Source organism: Arthrobacter sp. TJ-170, assembly GCF_058269305.1.
The window spans coordinates 87,532-103,980 of record NZ_JBZCNL010000007.1 but is presented as its reverse complement, the minus strand read 5'-3'; the positions used below and the strand labels follow the sequence as shown (position 1 = coordinate 103,980).

Here is a 16,449-nt window from a genome sequence, read left to right as displayed (position 1 = left end):
CGGCTCGGCCTCTCTATGGCCGCTGTCGGAAAAGTTGATTCCCGAATCCTAAGGTTTTCTCTTGATCATCGACCTTTCGAATACAGTTTGGCAGTTGTTTCTCGGTCGGAGGCCAGCGTTTGGATCAGCGATTTCGGAAGTTGCTGCAGCAGCCGTTGAGTAAACTGACAGCCCTACCGGCCCGGAATGCTCGGGCGCTTCGGGATGCCCCGGCGACCTGAGCGCGTCCCCGGGGCATCCCGAGGATCATATAAGGGCGCAAGATGTCATCGCGACGAACGTGATCAAGACCTTTCCGATAGGTCGGAAGGTGCAATTCTCGGCACCCATGCGCGTGTTTCACGTGAAACGGTCTGCTCCAGGGCATGAGAAGGCCGGGCCGCCTATAGCGCGACCCGGCCTTTGTCGATCTACGTTCGTGCTTTAGAGGAACTGAGCGAACTCCTGCTCCAGCACCTGCTTCGGCTTTGCGCCAATTGAAGTCGCAGCCACTTCGCCGTCCTTGAAGACGTAGACGGCCGGAATAGAAGTAATGCCGTACTTCGCGGCAGTAGCTGGATTGTCATCGACATTCAGCTTTACGACATCAATCTTCTCCGAGTGCTCAGAGGCGATGTCATCCAGGATTGGCGAAAGCTTACGGCACGGTCCGCACCACTCAGCCCAGAAATCTACCATTACGGGTTTCGAAGCGTTGAGTACGTCCGCTTCGAACGTTGTATCCGTTACTTCCTTAGCGTTGCTCATATCTGTCTGCTCCTTCTCGAGGGTTATACGGCAGCCGTCTCGGAAACTTCTTCAGACGCTGGAGTTGGTACTTCAGCGGCCGTGTTTACAGCATCCCCGAGGTCGGCAAGGTAGTGCTCTACATCGATAGCGGCAACGCAGCCCGAGCCGGCCGCGGTAATGGCTTGGCGGTAGGTCGGGTCAATGACGTCGCCGGCAGCGAAGACGCCCGGCAGGGATGTCTTGGAAGTCCGACCGAGGACGGCGATGGTCCCCTCCTCAGTGAGCTTCAATTGTTCCTTCACAAGGTCGATCCGGGGATCGTTTCCGATAGCCACAAATACGCCAGTGACTGGGAGCTCTCTGGTGGAGCCGTCGACCGTGCTGGCAAGGGTGAGCCCGGTGACCCTGTCTGCGCCGTGGATGGCGGTCACCTCAGCATTCCATTCGAACCGAACCTTCTCATGGGCCAGTGCGCGGTCCTGCATGATGCGCGAGGCACGAAGTGAATCCCGGCGGTGCACAACAGTGACGGAGCGGGCGAACTTGGTCAGGAAAAGCGCCTCTTCCATCGCGGAGTCACCCCCGCCGACAACAGCAATGTCCTGGTCCTTGAAGAAGAAGCCGTCACACGTGGCGCACCAACTTACTCCATGCCCGGAAAGCCTCTTCTCATCTTCGAGACCGAGCTCGCGGTAAGCCGACCCTGTGGAAATGATGACTGCGCGTGCCTGGAACGTCTGACCGGTTCCGATGGTGACGGTCTTGACGTCTCCAGCGAGGTCCACGGAAGTAACGTCTTCAAAGAGGATCTCTGTGCCGAAACGGGCGGCCTGCTTCTCGAAGTTCTCCATGAGGTCCGGACCCATGACTCCCTCAGGGAATCCGGGATAGTTCTCGACGTCAGTGGTGTTCATCAGTTCTCCGCCCGCGGTGACGGAGCTGGCGATCAGCAGAGGTGAAAGGTTGGCGCGGGCGGCGTAGACGGCGGCTGTGTAGCCGGCCGGACCGGACCCGACGATGATGACGTCGCGGATATCGCCGGATGCATTGCTGCCGACTTCTGTCTCAGTGCTCACGGGTTGAATGAACCTTTCTATCGGTGAGAACGCCCGAACCATCCAGTCCGATGACGATCAATTGCAACAACGACCTTCCAACGGTTGTTATTCCGTGCGACAGAGCCGCCTCAGACACTAGGAGACGTTAATCTCTGCGATCCGCATACCCCAGGGGTACTGCGCCTGAACGTTGGAGAGACGGGGTAGTTGGGTGAAGTTGACGATTACATACTGCGCCGTGGGAGGAGCGCCGTCGACCTCGGGGACGTTGAACGTCACAGAGGGGCCAGTGAACCCTGACTGCGCCACCTGGGTGGCGCCCTCAAGGGTGGGCTCATCATTCAGGAGGACAGTGAAACTGCCGCCGGAGCTATTGAGCTGCTCAATCTGGATCTCGGAGACGTTCGACGGCTCCTCCAGTTCGACCACCAGGGCAAGATTTTGGGCCAGCCCACCGAATGTTTCGTTCGCGTACACGAGACTGCCCCAGAAACTTGCGGGGTTGTCATCGATGATCGCCCCGAGGTCGCCATCGGTCTGTGAGTTGAGCTCCGGGTTGTCGGGTACGAGGCGAATGACGTTTGTCGCCACGGGTTCGACAAGCTCAGGCTCCGGCGTTGCATCATCGGCAGGTGACGGCGAGGCGTCCGGGCTGGCAGTCGGCTCAACGGTGCTCTCCGCCGCCGTGGTCTCATTGGCGACAGGCTGATCGAAGATGGGCCGCAGCTGGCTCACAGCGAATACGACCGCGCCGACGATGACGAGGGCGAGGACGATACCCACGAGCAGCCGGGTGAAGCGCGGGTTATTTTCGCGGTCCTCGTCATCGGCATAGTCGTCGTAGGGATCGTCATCGTTGAATTGGGTGTCGGCAGCGGTGGCTCCACCAGCGGCGGCTGCGGCGGGAAAACGCGAAGGCGGCCGTTGGGACGCCGAAGTGTCCTCTGGGCGGTCGTTATCTTCAGGTGCCGAGGCTTTGGGGTGCCCGTTCCGTTCGTCAGCTGCAACTACACGGGGAGGGGCACTCGGCGGCGGCGGCACATTCGCACTGTCACCGGCCGCGCGCGTCGCTGAGATCTCCTGCGGTTCAGTACCCGGGTCCGAGGGCGCGGATGCTGCCGTTACGCCGGCGGCACCACCCGCGGCGGCACCGCCTGAGGCAGCACGTCCGAATCGCGGCATCCGTGCCTTCGGGAGGCGCGAAGGCCGCCGCTCAGGCTCGTCGTGATCGTAGTACTCGTCCTCGTAGGTTTCCGGTTCCGTGGAACGGGCAACGCCGAAAATCTCCGAACCGAGGGTGTCCGTGAAGAACGGTTCGATGAAGGGGGCGTCCTGCTGGATGACCAGGTCGAGGAGGTCCGCTGCAGGAGCGCGATTAGTGACAAGGTAAGTGCCGGCGTCGGTGATTCCAAGGTCAAGGACCTGGATGTGGCCGGCTCGCTCACCGGTGGCCACTTCACGCGCACTCGTAGCAACCTGGCTGGCGTTGGAAGGTGATGCCATCAGAATGCTGACCGGCCGATTCAGCACCTGATCGACACCGTCCAGCACCAGGTCCTTCTCAGCAGAGGCCAGTACGTAGGCGGTGACCTTGTATCGGCCGCCCAGTACTGAACCGACGTCTACTGCTTCAGGCACGAATTCCTCCCGGATGTGGATAATTTGTACCAATGCTACCGGTCACTTCCGGGCTCACTGGCGTGTACGCGCGGACCGGCGCCGAAAGCGGGACAACAGTGGAGCGAGGAAGTCGCTCAACTCGGTGACCCGCAGGACCTTCAGCATTCCGATGTACACCACGGCCATCAGGGGTCCGGTAATCAAAAGTACGACGGCGGCGCTCGCCACCGACTGCCAGACGAACCCGTCCGGCCGGTACGCGCCGAAGAACCACATCAGGCCTGCGCCTGCGGCTGCTGCAATGAGGCCTGCGACGGTGAGCCGGACATGGACGTCATAGATATGCCCGGCGCCGTATCCACCGATCTTTCGGACAAGGAATAGATGGCTGACGATGACGGCCACAATGTTGCCGATCGTGAAGCTCAGGGCAAGCATCGGCACGATCAGGGACGGCTCGAACAGACTTGCGGTGAGAGCGAGCGCGACTCCCGCAACGGAAAGGATCAGCTGAACCTTCAGCGGAGTGATCGCATCTTCCGCGGCGTAGAAGACCCGGTTGAGGAAGAAGTTCGCGCTCAGGAAGGGTGCGCCGACCGCAAGCAGGGTGATGACGACGGCGTTGAGGGCACCGCCTTCACGGATACCGCCCGAGAAGACCATGCCGAGCGGCGGCGCCAACGTAAGAAGGGCAGCTGCACCGAAGACGGTCGCGACGCCGATTGTGCGCAGGCCAAGCGACAGTGTCTCCTTGGTGGTCTTCATGTCGTCCTGGGAATGCGCGGCCGCGAGGCGGTTGAACATCACGGTGGCCACCGACAACGCGATCACCGAGTGCGGGAGAACGTAAACCAGCGAGCCGATGTCCAGGTTGGTGAGACCGGCGATGTAGACATCGTCCGGAAGCTCGGTACGTGCCTCGGTGGCGATCGTGGCCACCCACTGGTTGACCATGTAGAGGCCGTTCCCGATCAGCATGGTCACGATAGTGATGGAAGCCAGGCGCCCGGTTTTCCCGAGACCGACGCCGCGCCAGCCGAAGCGTGGCCGGAGACCAAGGCGCAAACGGCGTAGGGGCACGAACAGGACCAGCGCCTGGACGACGATCCCGAGCGTGGTTCCACCCGCGAGCAGGAGTGTGTGGGTGACGGTCCAGGTGTCCGGAGTGTGGTTGGTGGTCCGTTCAGCGCCCATCATGGTGATGAAGGCGATCAGGAAACCGATGGAAACGATGTTGTTCACTACCGGAGCCCACATATACGGACCGAAGGATCCGTTGGCGTTGAGGACCTGGCCGATGATCGAGTAGAGGCCGTAGAAGAAGATCTGCGGCAGACACCAGTACGCAAAGACTGTGGTCAGGGCCAGCGCGTCCCCTGTCACGTTCGTGAGCAGATCCGCGAGGAACGGGGCCGCCAGCGTGATCAGTACCGTAAGGATGAACAGGACAATCGCGGAGAGCGTCATGAGGCGGCTGACGAAGTCCGCGCCCCGGTCCTCCTGCTGGCTTGCCCGGATGATCTGCGGTACCAGCACGGCGTTGAACACGCCGCCCGCGATCATCAGGAAGATGTAGGTCGGCAGGTTGTTCGCTGCCGGGAAGAGGTCAGATACAGCACCGACTGTTCCGATTGCCGTCGCGAGGAGGGCAACCCGGACGAGTCCGAGTATGCGGGATACCAGGGTGCCCGCAGCCATGATTGCGCTGGAGCGTGCTGTTGAATCGGTGGGCGGGACGTTGCCCGCTGGGGTGGGACGGCGGCCGGGCACCACGCCCGCATCCTGGACCGGTATTGAGGCGGTATTGGTATCAGACATCGTCACTTATCGTCTCACCAATACCTGCGGACGCCGGTAACGGGTGGTCACAGCTGCGCAACGGGGGTGCCGGATCAGAGGTACTGCGGCAGTACTTCCCGGGCGAGGTCAGCGATGCGGCGCTCATTGGGGAAGGAAAGCTTGCGGCCGAGGTCTGCGAGCGGCACCCATGCCACATCGACAGCCTCGTGATCCGGGTCATTCTCAATGGTGAGATGCCCGCCCGTCGATACAAGCAGGAAGTGGTGGACCGTCTTGTGGACGCGGTGCCCGCTGACGGTGAACCAGTAGTCGATGCTGCCCAGTGCGGTGAGCACGCGGCCGCGGATGCCGGTTTCCTCTTCGATCTCCCGCACTGCGGCCTGCTCGTTGTTCTCCTGGTTTTCCGGATGACCCTTGGGCAGGCACCATTCGAGACGCCCACCGCGGTTCAGGCGCGCGATGATCGCCACATTGAGCAGGTCTGTCGAGGCGTCGACGACGATCCCACCGGCCGATACTTCCTCCACAGTGGGAAGCGTCTGGTGGATCAGGGGCGCGCCTGTCCTGCCCAGTGACGCTGTCAATGGGGTGCGCTTTGGGGCGCTCGGAACGGGACGGTCCATGACCCCACTCTAACTACCTTTGAGGTGGGATGATGACGAGGCACCTGGCTTCGACGTCTCCATGCAGGACGTTCGGCGTGTTGCATGCGGGAACGGCTGCGACTGCGCTGTTCGCCCCGCACAACACAACCCGTAATGGTGTTTGGGCTGATCTCTGGCACGCTTAAAGAACTATGGTGCACCTGTTGGAAAACTCCCCGCTGACCGCCCCGCTTCCGGCGGTGGTTACTGAGCTCGGTCGGCTCTTCGCTGAGGCCGGCCATGAACTTTCCCTGGTCGGCGGCCCGGTGAGGGACCTTTTCCTCGGACGATCTTCCCCGGACCTCGACTTCACAACGGACGCAGACCCGGATCAGACACTCGCGGTCATCCGTCGCTGGGCCGATGCTTTCTGGGAGATTGGCCGGGAGTTCGGCACAATCGGCCTGCGCAAGGGGTCGTTCACCATCGAGGTCACCACCTATCGGGCCGAGGCTTACGATCCGTCTTCCCGTAAGCCGGTGGTCGCGTTCGGCACCAACCTGGAGGATGACCTCCTCCGCCGCGACTTCACGATCAACGCTATGGCCCTGCGCCTTCCTTCGATGGAGCTCGTGGACCCGTACGGCGGGGTGAAGGACCTCCACACCGGCCTGCTACGCACTCCGGGCGCGCCGTCGTCGTCGTTCTCTGACGATCCGCTCCGCATGATGCGGGCGGCGAGATTCGCCTCCCAGTTGGGAGTGGAGGTGGCCCCGGAAGTCCGGGAGGCAATGACAGCGATGGCGGAGCGAATCACCATTATCTCCGCCGAGCGGGTCCGCGACGAGCTCACTAAATTGATCAACGGGGCGCACCCGCGACGTGGGGTGGACCTGATGGTCTCTACCGGGCTGGCCGACCACATCCTCCCGGAGGTGCCGGCGCTGCGCTTGGAGATGGACGAGCACCACCGGCACAAGGATGTCTACCAGCACTCGTTGACAGTGCTGGAGCAGGCTTGTGAACTGGAAACGGACGACGACGGCGCGGTGCCGTCCCCGGACTTCGTCCTGCGGTTCGCTGCCCTCATGCACGACGTCGGGAAGCCGGCAACGCGGCGATTCGAACCGACGGGGGCGGTCAGCTTCCGCCATCACGACGTCGTGGGCGCGAAGCTCACGGCAAAGCGGATGAAGGCGCTCCGTTTTGACAACGACACCATCAAGGCTGTGGCCCGGCTGGTGGAACTGCACATGCGCTTCTATGGATATGGCGAGGCCGGCTGGAGTGATTCGGCCGTCCGCCGCTACGTCACGGACGCCGGCCCGCAGCTGGAGCGGCTGCACCGTCTGACCCGGTCGGACGTGACCACACGCAACCGCCGGAAGGCCGAACGGCTGGCCTTCGCGTATGACGATTTGGAGGCGCGCATCGCTGCGCTGGCCGAGCAGGAAGAGCTTGCGTCGATAAGGCCGGATCTCGACGGACAACAAATCATGGCGCTGCTCGGTATCGGGCCGGGGCCGGTTGTGGGGCGGGCCTACCGCTTCTTATTGGAGGAACGCATGGAGTACGGTCCGCATACGCCGGAGGAAGCTGAAGCAAAGCTGCGTACCTGGTGGTCCAGTCAGCCCGAAGCTGCCGGGGGTGCCTCATGAGCCAGTCGGGTGCGGCTGCCGCAGACCTGACCGCCGCCGGTACGCCGCTGCCTCACCTCTGGCTTCTGCGCCACGGTGAGACCGAGTGGTCGAGGGACGGTAATTACACCGGACTCACTGACCTCGCCCTGACCACGGCGGGTGAGCAACAGGCACGGGAGGCGGCGAGCCGGCTGGCCGGTGTCGAGTTCGATCTGGTGTTCACCTCCCCGCTGCAGCGAGCCCGGCGCACCGCTGAATTGGTTGGGTTCCCTGACGCCGAAGTAATCCCTCACGCGCACGAGTGGGATTACGGCGACAACGAAGGCCGCAACAGCGCCACGGTCCGCGAGGAAAACCCGGGCTACCTGATCTGGAAGGACGGCGCACCGAACGGAGAAACACTGGCCCAGGTCGGCGCCCGCGCAGACCAGATCATTTCCCGTGTTCAGGCCGGTTGCGGAACACCCGCAGATCAGGACCCCGACGCGGCTCCCATCCGGAACGCCCTGCTTGTGGCACACGGCCATTTCCTGCGGATCCTCACGGCACGCTGGCTGGAGTTCGACCCAAACGAAGGGCGGCGCTTCATCCTCGGTACGGCTGCGGTGTGCGCACTTGGCTGGGACAAGCGCACCCCGGCAATCCTTCGCTGGAACATCTAGTTAAGCCGTAACTTCTGACGCCGCCCGCCGTAGGTGATCCGGCGCAGCAGCCATTCGGCCGGTCCTACCCGGACGCGCGAGAGCAGAATCCTGCTGAAAATCAGCTGAGCCAGGAAAATGACGACGGCGGTGCCCGCCACCGCGGCGGCCGGCAGCTGGTCGGAGAGCCGTAGCCCGTAGGCGGTGAAGACGAGCGCCATGATCACCGACTGCATCAGATAGTTGGTGAGCGCAATGCGGCCGGCAGGTGCGAGCAATCCGCAAAGGTGACCTCCCGCCGTCGTACGGAAAAACAGCAGGAGAAGGCTGACATATCCAGCGGTCAGCAGGGGTGCCGTGAGGGTGGAAATGCCAAACGCGAGAACGCTGAACCGGGCACCATCCACGTAGGTGGTCAGATATGCCTGGACGATGCCGGCGATGAGTCCGATGGGCAGACAGGCGGCCGCCGTCGTCGTCAGTGCACGGGCGGAGAGCCGCCGCTCCATAAGCCGCGATCTCCCGGCTGCAAGGCCGAGGTAGAACATGGCCAGGGAGAGGGGTCCCTGAAGAAACACCACCCCGGTAACGGTGTCCAGGAAGTTGCCGGCGTTGGAGGAGAACGCGGATCCTGGGCTCTCGACAAGAGCGCCGGCGTCCACAGTGATTCCGGAGGGCGGGATGCCCGTCGGAGCGACGGCAATGAAAAGGCCCACCGCGAGAATCAGTGATCCAAGGACGCCGATCAGCGCGCTGCCCGCAATGGTCGCCGTGGATGTACGGATCGAGTGCGTAGCGAGCAGGATGAGCCCCATGAGTGAGTACGTCAGCAGGATGTCACCGAAGAACAGAAGAACGCCGTGCAACAGGCCGAGGACAAATAGCGCCGTCAGGCGGCGCCGCATCCTTTGAACAGGGGATACGTTCGCTGCTACCGCGGCTCGCCACTGCAGAACGTAGCTGTAGCCGAACAGAAAGGAAAAGAGCAGGTAGAACTTCGCTTCGAAAAGCGCGGCAACGGCGAAGCGGACTGCGAGGTCCGCGGCTGTGGAGTGATTCGGGCTGATCTCGCCGACGAGTGTGAGAGGGTCGGCGAAGTACCAGATGTTGACCATGAGGATGCCGCCGAGCGCGAAACTGCGCAGCGCATCAACCTCCCTGAAGCGTTCTGATCCCACCTGTTTCCTCTCGTCCAGTCCCCGGTCAGCCTAACGCCGTGCGTGTCCGATTCACGCTCGATATAGCCGCTATTCCCGCCGCGGAAAATTTTTGAGGGAATTCTCAGAAAGACCTAGGCGGAGGTGGTTCGCGTGGGGTAACTTTGAGGAGTGCCATTGGGAGATGTCAATCTTCCCTTGTTTTGCACTGTCAGGTAAGCGCTAGACAGAAGTGGAGGTGGGATCGGTGATTAATTTTCTCGGCGGCATGATGGCCGCGCGAACCCGCCCAGCCTCCGCCGTCGCTGCGCACTGATCTCCTGCTGAAACCGGCACTTCTCTCCTAATTCCTTTCTGGGAGAAGTCTCTCTTTCACCCGTTGCGTGTCAGGCGGAATCCGCCTCTCTTTTTCGTGTCCTTTTCACGAATTCCGCGCCTGCCCCGGCGTACTTCCAATTCATGCACCACATATCCAGGAGATATCCATGCCTGATTTACAGGTCCATTCCGCCCTCATTTCCACCGAGCGCACCACGACTCAAGTCGCTGTACAGCCGCGTTCGCAGGGGGAATTCATCATGTCCGGCAAACTCACCCGCCTCGACAGTACGGTCGGCCAACTGCCCATCGAAGCTGTTGATTCTGCAGCGGTGATGCCTGACTTCACGCAGCGGGAGGAGGTGAACGCCGTGATCAGGAAACTCCGTGAAAGTGTGTCTTTCTGGAAGCGAATACAGGAAACGTCCGTAGATAACGCCTGGGACAACGCCCAGTCCTATGCACTGCCGCAGCATCACCTGTACATCAAATAGCAGGTACGTCCGTGCGGCTGTGTGGTCGCTCCCTGTCAATCCGCGAAGGAGCACTGATGCAAGTCATCGGTCCTACCAATAGAGAAGCCCGCGCTTCCCAGCGCGGGTTTCCGCCTTTAACGGTTGGCATATTCCATTACGAGTTGTCGGACGGTCACGGAATGTAGCGGCTTGTATGCGCGTTATATGGTCAAACATGGTTAACGGGCACATGCGGTGAAGCCCACAACATGGATGGCGAAGGAGGGCTCGTGACCCCCGTGAAGCGCGTCGCGATGCTGTCGCTTCACACGTCGCCTTTCGACCAGCCAGGCGGCGGAGACGCCGGCGGCATGAATGTGTACGTCCGCTCAGTCGCGCTGGAACTGGCCAAGGTTGGTATCGACGTCGAAATCTTCACGCGGGCGGCCGCCGACGGAAAACCGCATGTCGAGGAACTCGGGCCGGGCGTTCTGGTGCGCCACCTTATCGCGGGGCCGACCCGCAAGGTCCCCAAGGAAGTACTGCCGCAGCTCTCCGATGACATGGCGGACGCTATTTCGGATGCAACAGACCTGCTGGCAGACGGACACTTCGACGTCATCCACTCCCACTACTGGGTTTCCGGAATCGTAGGCCTGATGGTCTCCAGATCCCTCAATCTGCCGCTGGTTCATTCGATGCACACCATGGCCAGGGTGAAGAACCTTCGCCTCCACGCAGGCGGTGTGATGGAACCCGAGGAGCGGATCGTCGGTGAGCAAACGATCGTTGACGACGCTGATCGGCTTATCGCCAACACGAGCACCGAAGCCGCCGAGCTCGAGTCCCTCTACGGAGCAGGCGCCGAGAAAGTCGACATCGTCGCTCCGGGAGTGGACCTTGACGTCTTCAACGCAGTTGACCGATCCACCTCGCGGGAGAGGCTCCACTTCCCGTCTGATGTATTCCACGTGGTCTTCGCCGGCCGGATCCAGAAACTGAAGGGCCCGCACCTGCTTGTTGAGGCCGCCGCGGACCTCCGGGCACGTCGCCCCGACATTCCGCTGCAGGTCAGCATCATCGGGTCCGGCAGCGGAGCCGAAGCGCTGGAACTGCAGCCCCTTATCAATCGGCTCGGGTTGCATGATGTGGCTCGGCTTTATCCGCCCGTCCTGGCCAAGCAGCTTGCACACTGGTTCCGTGCCGCCGACGTCGTAGCCATGCCCTCCTACAGTGAATCCTTCGGTCTCGTGGCCCTGGAGGCCCAGGCCTGCGGTACTCCGGTGCTGGCCGCGAATGTCGGCGGACTGCCGCAGGCAATCAGCGACGGCCGGACCGGCGTGCTGGTGAACGGGCACAGTGCCGCCCTGTGGTCGGCAGCTCTGGAAGCCCTGCACGACGACGGCGGCATGCGGCGCACGCTGGGCGCCAATGCCGCGGTGCATGCGCTGGCCTTCGGCTGGCAGCGGACCGCGCTGTTTACTGCGCAGAGCTACCGCACCGCCGTCGAGCAGTATGAGGGTGCGCCGGTACCCTGACCCCTGGCGGGCTTTCCGGATCCTCAGGGCGGTGCGCCTAGGATGGTTGGGTGGACGCAGCCGAAGAACTTGCCAGCTATCTCGACTCCGTGGGTATCACCGGGAAGGTTGCCACGCCGCGGCAGGACAACCTGAGGCACATGCGGCTGTTCCTCGAAGGCAACGAGCACCTTGAGTTCGGGGTTCGTCTCACGCGGGAATGGACGTTCGACGAGGTTTTCGACCTGATGCATGAGCGTGTGGGCACCAGCGCCGACCGGGACCACCTCGAGGGCCAGGACACGATCGATGCCGCCAAGTGCGTTGCCGCGCTGGACAGGTTCGCCGACCGGTTGGGTGAGGCTGTTCGTGCCGGACACCGCATACTCTTCGCCACGGGTCATCCCGCCGGGCTGCTGCCCGTCCACGCCGCTCTCGCCGCCGCCGCCGAGCGGGGTGGGGCCACTCTGGTCAAGGTCCCGGAGGGGCAACCCTTCAGGGACGGTGACATCCGGCAGCTTTTCGGCGTCCTCGCGTGGCACCAGTACGGCGGCCTGGTCCACACGCATTACCCCGAGCCGATGCGGCTCAGCCTCGAGCTCCTCGCATCGCAGGGCGCCCTGCCTCCGCAGCTGGTGGTGGCCGATCACGGCTGGGCAGGGCATGCCGCATCGGAAGGAATCCCTTCACTGGGCTTCGCGGACTGCAATGACCCCGGTTTGTTTGTCTCCGAGGCCCAGGGCCATCTGGAGGTCGCGGTGCCGCTGGATGACAACCTGTGTCCGGGCCTGTACGAGCCGATGACACGCTACATTCTCGAGCGTGCAGGACTGTCCTGAACAGCTGGAATTGCCGGCGGAGCTGCCGTCGCCTGCGCTGGTAGATTGGACCTGAGCTCACACCCGAGCCACCGTAGTCCAGCCAGCACCCCGGAGGGATTCAGACGATGACGTCTATCCACGCCCCTGTGTCCGACCTCGACATCGCTCGAGCAGCCCGCATCCGTCCCATCGGGGAGATCGCGGCCGCTGCGGGAATCCCACCCGAGGCGCTGGAACTGTACGGGCGGTACAAGGCAAAGATCGATACTGCGCGGCTGCCTCACGTCCCGGGCAAGAAGCCCGGAAAGGTGGTGCTGGTAAGCGCCATGAGCCCCACGCCTGCCGGCGAGGGCAAATCCACCTGCACGGTGGGGCTGTCGGATTCGCTGGCCCGCGCCGGTCAGAAGGTGATGGTTGCACTGCGCGAACCCTCCCTGGGCCCGGTAATGGGCATGAAGGGCGGTGCCACGGGGGGCGGCTACTCGCAGGTGCTGCCGATGGAGGACATCAACCTCCACTTCACCGGTGACTTCCACGCAATCACGAGTGCGAACAACACGTTGATGGCCCTGGTGGACAACTCCATGTATCAGGGCAATCCCCTCAACCTCGATCCACGCAGGATTACGTTCCGGCGTGTGCTCGACGTAAACGATCGGGCGCTGCGGGAAGTAGTGATCGGTCTGGGCGGACTGACCCAGGGCATTCCACGCCAGGACGGGTTCGACATCACGGTCGCCTCGGAAGTGATGGCCGTCTTCTGCCTTGCAACCGATCTCGCTGATCTCAGGCGGCGGCTTGCCGCAATGACCGTCGGCTACACCTACGACCGGAAGCCCGTCACCGTTGCGGATCTCGGGGTCGAGGGAGCGCTCACGCTTCTGTTGAAAGATGCGGTCAAGCCTAACCTGGTGCAGACCATCGCCGGCACGCCCGCCCTGGTGCACGGTGGTCCGTTCGCCAACATCGCTCACGGCTGTAACTCGGTCATTGCCACAAGGACAGCGCAGAGCCTCGCTGACATCGTGGTGACCGAGGCCGGTTTCGGTGCGGACCTTGGCGCCGAGAAGTTCATGGACATCAAGGCGAGGGCAGCGGAGGTGGCGCCTGACGCCGTCGTACTGGTTGCCACCATCCGCGCGCTCAAAATGCACGGCGGAGTGGGGAAAGAGGGTTTACGGCAGCCGGATGTGTCGGCGGTGGAACGCGGCGTCGTGAATCTCCAGCGGCACGTGGAGAACGTGAAGAAGTTCGGAATCACGCCCGTGGTGGCGATCAACAAGTTCGCCACAGACACGGATGAAGAACTCGCCTGGCTGCTGCAGTGGTGCGCCTCCAAAGGCATCAGCGCCGCCGTCGCGGATATCTGGGGTGAGGGCGGCGGCGGACCGGGCGGTGACGAGCTTGCTGCGAAAGTCATGGCCGCGCTTGAGGCACCCCGTTCTTTCCGGCACCTGTACCCCTTGGAGCTGCCGGTGGAGGAAAAGATCCGGATGGTCGCTCAGGAGATCTACGGAGCTTCCGACGTCGACTTCTCTCCGGCTGCCCTGCGCCGGCTGACGGAAATCGAGGCGAACGGGTGGGATCAGCTGCCGGTGTGCATGGCGAAGACGCAGTACTCGTTCTCCGACGACGCCACCAGGCTCGGTGCGCCCGAGGGCTTCACCCTCCATGTGCGCGACCTGATTCCAAAGACCGGGGCAGGCTTCATAGTCGCCCTGACGGGCGCCGTCATGACTATGCCCGGCCTGCCCAAGGAGCCGGGAGCCCTGCGCATGGACGTGGACGACGACGGCGGCGCCGTAGGACTTTTCTGAGCACCGTCCGGCGATTCCAACGAGAGGACACCTGAGTGAAGGCGCTCTATAAACCCGGAGCCATGGCCGGATTCGAGTTCGTGGACCGGCCCGAGCCCACCGTGGGGCTCGGCGACGTGAAGATCCGCGTAATCACAACCGGCATCTGCGGGACGGACCTGCACATTGAGTCATGGGATGCCTGGGCGGCGAGCATCATCGAGGCACCGCTGATTCCCGGGCACGAGTTCTACGGCGAGGTGGTTGAGCTCGGTGACGGCGTGCATGACGTCCGGGTGGGAGACCGGGTCTCCGGCGAGGGTCACATTGTGTGCGGCATCTGCCGCAACTGCCGTGCCGGGCGCCGCCAGATGTGCATCCGGACCGTCAGCGTCGGTGTTCAGCGCGACGGGGCCTTCGCTGAGTTCATTGTGGTTCCCGAGACCAACGTGTGGGTGCACCATGACGGTGTGACTCCGGAGCTTGGAGCAGTGTTCGATCCGTTCGGAAACGCCGTTCACACGGCACTGAGTTTCCCGCTTGTGGGCGAGGACGTGCTCATCACCGGAGCAGGCCCGATCGGGCTGATGGCGATCGCCGTCGCCCGTCACGCCGGTGCGCGGAACATCGCCATCACGGACGTTTCCGAACCTCGGCTGGACCTTGCCCGTGCCATCGGAGTGGATCTCGCCGTTGACGTGAGCAGGATGAGGATCACGGAGGCGCAGCGCGAACTGCACATGGTGGAAGGCTTCGACATTGGACTTGAGATGTCCGGATATCCCACCGCGCTGCCCGAAATGATCGACAACATGAATCACGGCGGCCGGATTGCGATGCTCGGCCTGCCGTCCCAGGACATCACGATCGACTGGGGGAAGGTCGTGACGCACATGCTCACCCTGAAGGGCGTGTACGGGCGCGAAATGTTCGAGACGTGGTACGCCATGAGCGCCATGCTGCAGTCCAATCACCGGTTGCGTGACGCTGTGGCGAGTGTGGTGACCGACGTGCTGCCGGCGTCGGACTGGCAGGAAGGTTTCACCATTGCGCGCAACGGGCGCAGCGGCAAGGTAGTGCTCGACTGGTCGGCGATCTAGAGGAGTTGAAATGTTTGTATCGGTGAGGGATCAGCTTCAGTCCGAATTGCAGGAAATCCGGGACGACGGCCTGTACAAGCGCGAACGGACCATCTCGTCGCCGCAGTCCAACACCATTCGTGCGGCGCTGGGAAACGCGGAGGGAGCGCAGGTCCTGAACTTCTGCGCCAACAACTATCTAGGCCTCGCGGACCACCCCTCGATCATCGACGCGGCGAAGGGGGCACTGGACGATCGCGGTTTCGGAATGGCGTCCGTCCGGTTCATCTGCGGAACCCAGGACCTCCACCTGCAGCTCGAACAGCGTGTGTCGCAGTTCCTGGGAACTGAGGACACCATCCTTTTCTCCTCGTGCTTCGACGCAAACGGTGGAGTGTTCGAATCACTGCTGAACGCCGACGATGCCGTTATCTCCGACGCGCTGAATCACGCCTCGATCATTGACGGCATCCGGCTCAGCAAGGCGCAGCGGTTCCGCTACACGAACCGGGACATGGCGGATCTTGAGGCCAGGCTGCAGGAAGCCTCCGGCGCTCGCCGGCGTTTGGTTGTCACTGACGGCGTCTTCTCGATGGACGGCTATCTCGCTCCCCTGAAGGAGATCTGCGACCTCGCCGAACGGTATGACGCCATGGTGATGGTGGATGATTCTCATGCCGTGGGATTCATGGGAGCGACAGGCGCCGGAACGCCTGAGCACGCCGGGGTTTCCGACCGCGTTGACATCTACACGGGAACGTTCGGCAAGGCGCTGGGTGGTGCATCGGGCGGCTATGTGTCGGGGCGGCGGGAGATTGTGGAGCTGTTGCGGCAGCGTGCGCGCCCCTACCTGTTTTCGAATTCCCTCGCGCCGTCGATTGTCGCGGCGACCCTCACGGCGCTGGACCTTGTTCAGAACAGCGCTGAGCTCCGTGCCCGGCTGGCTGAGAATGCCTCCCTCTTCCGGCGCCGCATGACCGAGGAAGGATTCGACCTGCTGAAGGGAGAGCACCCGATCATCCCGGTGATGTTCGGTGACGCCGCCCTGGCTGCCCGGGTGGCTGACAGCATGCTGGAGCACGGCGTTTACGTGATTGCCTTCAGCTACCCCGTGGTTCCCAAAGGCGCCGCGCGGATCCGTGTACAGCTGTCGGCAGCGCACAGTGCAGAGGACATCGAGGCGTGTGTGGGGGCTTTCGTCACGGCCCGCGATTCTGTGGCGTAACCCTACCCG

The 16,449-nt window shown here is 62.8% G+C and carries 14 protein-coding genes; 8 read left to right on the top strand and 6 right to left on the bottom strand.

Translation table 11 applies throughout. The features are described from left to right. Positions 1-423: 423 nt before the first annotated feature. The 5 genes from trxA to AC4D1W_RS13460 form a co-directional block, all read right to left on the bottom strand. The gene (gene trxA / locus AC4D1W_RS13480) at positions 424-747 is read right to left on the bottom strand and encodes a thioredoxin (protein ID WP_490891015.1); all 324 of its coding nucleotides are present in this window, start codon (positions 745-747) and stop codon (positions 424-426) included. A gap of 23 nt (positions 748-770) precedes the next feature. Beyond that, positions 771-1,763, bottom strand: coding sequence for a thioredoxin-disulfide reductase (gene trxB / locus AC4D1W_RS13475; protein ID WP_490899147.1), 993 nt, complete (start codon positions 1,761-1,763; stop codon positions 771-773). A gap of 159 nt (positions 1,764-1,922) precedes the next feature. Further along, on the bottom strand, positions 1,923-3,425 hold the full coding sequence (locus tag AC4D1W_RS13470; protein ID WP_490899088.1) for an ABC transporter substrate-binding protein: 1,503 nt from the start codon (positions 3,423-3,425) through the stop codon (positions 1,923-1,925). A gap of 54 nt (positions 3,426-3,479) precedes the next feature. Then, a complete protein-coding gene (gene murJ / locus AC4D1W_RS13465; protein ID WP_490899087.1) occupies positions 3,480-5,225 on the bottom strand; it encodes a murein biosynthesis integral membrane protein MurJ in 1,746 nt (581 codons plus the stop codon). A 74-nt stretch (positions 5,226-5,299) separates the two neighbouring features. Further along, positions 5,300-5,830: an NUDIX hydrolase gene (locus AC4D1W_RS13460; protein ID WP_490891010.1), complete on the bottom strand. Its 531-nt coding sequence runs from the start codon at positions 5,828-5,830 to the stop codon at positions 5,300-5,302. 173 nt (positions 5,831-6,003) lie between these two features. Here AC4D1W_RS13460 and AC4D1W_RS13455 point away from each other — a divergent pair, with 173 nt between their 5' ends. Together AC4D1W_RS13455 and AC4D1W_RS13450 are read left to right on the top strand one after the other, a co-directional pair. Next, a complete protein-coding gene (locus tag AC4D1W_RS13455; RefSeq protein ID WP_490899086.1) occupies positions 6,004-7,449 on the top strand; it encodes a CCA tRNA nucleotidyltransferase in 1,446 nt (481 codons plus the stop codon). Beyond that, positions 7,446-8,093: a histidine phosphatase family protein gene (locus tag AC4D1W_RS13450; RefSeq protein ID WP_490899085.1), complete on the top strand. Its 648-nt coding sequence runs from the start codon at positions 7,446-7,448 to the stop codon at positions 8,091-8,093. The genes AC4D1W_RS13455 and AC4D1W_RS13450 overlap by 4 nt, the downstream gene beginning before the upstream one ends. Here AC4D1W_RS13450 and AC4D1W_RS13445 read toward each other — a convergent pair. Next, on the bottom strand, positions 8,090-9,250 hold the full coding sequence (locus AC4D1W_RS13445) for a DUF418 domain-containing protein (RefSeq protein ID WP_490899084.1): 1,161 nt from the start codon (positions 9,248-9,250) through the stop codon (positions 8,090-8,092). The two genes, AC4D1W_RS13450 and AC4D1W_RS13445, sit on opposite strands and share 4 nt — an antisense overlap. Positions 9,251-9,714: 464 nt before the next feature. On the opposite strand from AC4D1W_RS13445, the gene AC4D1W_RS13440 reads away from it, so the two are divergent. The 6 genes from AC4D1W_RS13440 (at position 9,715) to AC4D1W_RS13415 (ending at position 16,440) form a co-directional block, all read left to right on the top strand. Then, complete coding sequence (locus tag AC4D1W_RS13440; RefSeq protein ID WP_490899083.1) at positions 9,715-10,041, top strand: hypothetical protein; 327 nt, start codon at positions 9,715-9,717, stop codon at positions 10,039-10,041. Between the two features lie 251 nt (positions 10,042-10,292). Further along, the gene (gene mshA / locus AC4D1W_RS13435; RefSeq protein WP_490899082.1) at positions 10,293-11,540 is read left to right on the top strand and encodes a D-inositol-3-phosphate glycosyltransferase; all 1,248 of its coding nucleotides are present in this window, start codon (positions 10,293-10,295) and stop codon (positions 11,538-11,540) included. Positions 11,541-11,590: 50 nt separating this feature from the next. Further along, a complete protein-coding gene (locus AC4D1W_RS13430; protein WP_490891003.1) occupies positions 11,591-12,358 on the top strand; it encodes a phosphatase in 768 nt (255 codons plus the stop codon). A gap of 107 nt (positions 12,359-12,465) precedes the next feature. After that, complete coding sequence (locus AC4D1W_RS13425; protein ID WP_490899081.1) at positions 12,466-14,157, top strand: formate--tetrahydrofolate ligase; 1,692 nt, start codon at positions 12,466-12,468, stop codon at positions 14,155-14,157. Positions 14,158-14,192: 35 nt separating this feature from the next. Further along, positions 14,193-15,236, top strand: a complete 1,044-nt coding sequence (gene tdh, locus AC4D1W_RS13420; protein ID WP_490899080.1) for an L-threonine 3-dehydrogenase — start codon at positions 14,193-14,195, stop codon at positions 15,234-15,236. A gap of 10 nt (positions 15,237-15,246) precedes the next feature. Next, positions 15,247-16,440 carry a glycine C-acetyltransferase gene (locus tag AC4D1W_RS13415; RefSeq protein ID WP_490899079.1) on the top strand — a complete coding sequence of 398 codons (1,194 nt, stop codon included), beginning with the start codon at positions 15,247-15,249 and terminating at the stop codon, positions 16,438-16,440. Positions 16,441-16,449 lie beyond the last annotated feature (9 nt).

Bases quoted from the DNA above. Each gene is read 5' to 3' on its own strand.
- trxA (WP_490891015.1), bottom strand. From the start codon at position 747: ATGAGCAACGCTAAGGAAGTAACGGATACAACGTTCGAAGCGGACGTA.
- murJ (WP_490899087.1), bottom strand. From the start codon at position 5,225: ATGTCTGATACCAATACCGCCTCAATACCGGTCCAGGATGCGGGCGTG.
- AC4D1W_RS13460 (WP_490891010.1), bottom strand. From the start codon at position 5,830: ATGGACCGTCCCGTTCCGAGCGCCCCAAAGCGCACCCCATTGACAGCG.
- AC4D1W_RS13455 (WP_490899086.1), top strand. From the start codon at position 6,004: ATGGTGCACCTGTTGGAAAACTCCCCGCTGACCGCCCCGCTTCCGGCG.
- AC4D1W_RS13450 (WP_490899085.1), top strand. From the start codon at position 7,446: ATGAGCCAGTCGGGTGCGGCTGCCGCAGACCTGACCGCCGCCGGTACG.
- AC4D1W_RS13440 (WP_490899083.1), top strand. From the start codon at position 9,715: ATGCCTGATTTACAGGTCCATTCCGCCCTCATTTCCACCGAGCGCACC.
- AC4D1W_RS13425 (WP_490899081.1), top strand. From the start codon at position 12,466: ATGACGTCTATCCACGCCCCTGTGTCCGACCTCGACATCGCTCGAGCA.
- AC4D1W_RS13415 (WP_490899079.1), top strand. From the start codon at position 15,247: ATGTTTGTATCGGTGAGGGATCAGCTTCAGTCCGAATTGCAGGAAATC.